Origin of the sequence: Phenylobacterium sp. (assembly GCF_035276905.1) — a bacterium.
Lineage (GTDB): Bacteria > Pseudomonadota > Alphaproteobacteria > Caulobacterales > Caulobacteraceae > Phenylobacterium.
Map to the genome: position 1 here is coordinate 1 of NZ_DATELG010000387.1, position 2,355 is coordinate 2,355.

General features: G+C 69.7%; 2 protein-coding genes and 1 pseudogene. All 3 read right to left on the bottom strand.

The genetic code is table 11. From position 1 onward, the window contains the following. Window positions 1-615: pseudogene (locus tag VJS38_RS18560) on the bottom strand (hypothetical protein); the annotation flags it as partial. A gap of 161 nt (window positions 616-776) precedes the next feature. Beyond that, window positions 777-1,712 (bottom strand): ribose-phosphate pyrophosphokinase, encoded by a 936-nt coding sequence (locus VJS38_RS18565; RefSeq protein ID WP_324089636.1) that lies wholly within the window; start codon window positions 1,710-1,712, stop codon window positions 777-779. A 193-nt stretch (window positions 1,713-1,905) separates the two neighbouring features. Then, window positions 1,906-2,355 (bottom strand): polyphenol oxidase family protein (locus tag VJS38_RS18570; protein WP_324089637.1); only part of this gene is annotated, 450 nt, incomplete at its 5' end.

Sequence of the window (2,355 nt, forward strand, 5' to 3'; positions counted from 1 at the left end):
CACGCTCGCCTGCTGCAGCCGGGCGGTCTCCGCGGTCTCGCCAAGGCCGGGCTGGGTGGAAAGTTGCTTGGCCTGCGACAGGCGAGCGTCGCGGCCCGCCACCTCCTGCTTCGACCAGGCGGACCGCTGCACGTCGTAGGCGGCCTGCTTCACCTGCCGGCCCTGGTCGAGCAGCTTGCGCCCGTCCGCGCCCAATGCGTTCATCACCAGTCCCGCGGCGCTCGCCGAGCCGGTGAAGCCGGCCGCATAGGCGGGGTCCTTCATGATCTCGAAGGCGATCTTCTGCCGTTGGGCGGCGTCGGCGGCGTAGGCGCGGACCCCGGCCACATAGGCCGGATCCTGCAGGGCGGCGATCGCGCCGTAGATGATCGCCCCGCGCAACAGCTGGTCCGGCTGATAGGCCGCACCCGTGCGCACCGAATCCGATACCTGCTGGCCGCTGGTGAAGGCCGGCGAGATCGCCGAGCCGTGCTCGACATAAGCGCGGTAGGCGCTCGCCTGCTCGATGAGCCTGGACGAGAGGCTGACGGGCGGCGGCGGAGCGGGCGGCGGCGGCTTCGACGGCTGGGCGCAGCTCGCCAGCAGGGTCGCGGCCGCTAGCGCCGCCAAGGTCACGCTCCGGCGGACCGGAAAAGCTAGGTACAAGGGCGATCCCCCTAACGATCGTTTGCGGGAACATACACGCGGCGGCGGCCACATTGTGGCCGCGCGCCTTCAACTCGCGATGAGCGTCCTGCGGGGCGCCCGGTCCGCAAGTTCCGGGGATGTCCGCCCGCTCAGTCGAAGAGCTTGGAGACCGACTCCTCGTTGGCGATGCGGCGGATCGCCTCGCCGATCAGCGGCGCGCAGCTGACCTGGCGGATCTTCGGCGAGCTCATGATCGGCTCGGGCTGCTCGATCGAATCGGTGATCACCAGCTCCTTGAGCACGGAGTTCTTCACCCGCTCGCAGGCCGCGCCCGAGAGCACGCCGTGGGTGACGTAGGCCGAGACCTCGGTCGCGCCGGCGTCGATCAGCGACTGGGCCGCGCTGCACAGCGTGCCCGCCGAATCGGCGATGTCGTCGAACATGATCAGGCGCCGGCCGGTGACGTCGCCGATGATGTTGGCCACCTCGCTCTTGCCCGGGCCCGAGCGGCGCTTGTCGACGATCGCCAGCTCGGCGTTCAGCCGGCTCGCCACCGCCAGGGCGCGGACCACCCCGCCGACATCGGGCGAGACGATCAGCAGGTCGCTGGATCTTTCGTAGTTGGTCTTGATGTCCTGCGCCATTAGCGGGGCGGCGTGCAGGTTGTCGGTCGGGATGTCGAAGAAGCCCTGAATCTGGCCGGAGTGCAGATCCATCGTCAGCACCCGGTCGGCGCCGGCGCGGGTGATCAGGTTGGCCACCAGCTTGGCCGAGATCGGCGTGCGGCCGCCGGTCTTCCGATCCTGCCGGGCGTAGCCGAAGTAAGGCAACACCGCGGTGATCCGCTTGGCCGACGCGCGCTTCAGGGCGTCGATGCAGATCAAGAGCTCCATCAGGTTGTCGTTGGCCGGGTAGCTGGTCGACTGCAGGACGAAAACGTCCTCGCCGCGCACGTTCTCGTCGATCGTGACCCAGACCTCGTTGTCGGCGAAGCGCTTCACCTGAGCGCGGGTCAGCGGCACGTCCAGGTGCGTGGAGACGGCCTGCGCCAGCGTTCGGTTGGAGTTGCCGGCCAGCAGCTTCATCGGACCCCCGTCACCTTTGGGAAATTCCGGCGCCTTTTATCAGCGGCGTCAGGCGAGTCTATCCCTCGCGGGGCCGCACTTGGACGCTGACCGTCGCGAGCCTCGATCTTGACAATGGCGGATGACGGGAGTTCTCATTTTGTTCCAAACCTCCCCGCGCAGGCGGTCCCCCGCCGCTTTGCGGGCGAGGTGGTCACTCCTCCAGCATGATCGCCGAGAGCAGCCGGCCGTAGTCGGGCTCGCCGGCCTTGAACGCCCGGCGGTTGGAGAAGAAGAGCTCCGGCTCGGCGCAGGTGTCGCGGCCGATCCATTCGCAGGTCTCCACGCCCGCGGCCCGCAGCCTGGCGAGCACGAAGGCCGGCAGGTCGAACATCCGCTTCTCGGCCGCGGCGGCGGGGCTGAAGAACCGCTCGTAGAGCGGATCGACCGCGGCGAAGCGGTCCAGGAACTCCAGCCCCACCTCGTAGGACCGGGGCCCGATGCAGGGCCCGACGACGGCGCTGAGGCGGCTGCGCCGCGCGCCCAGTCCCTCCATTCGCGCGATCGCCGCCTCGACGACGCCAGTAAGCGCGCCCTTCCAGCCCGCGTGCGCGGCGCCGACCAGGCGGGCCTCGGCGTCGGCCAGCAGCACCGGGGCGCAGTC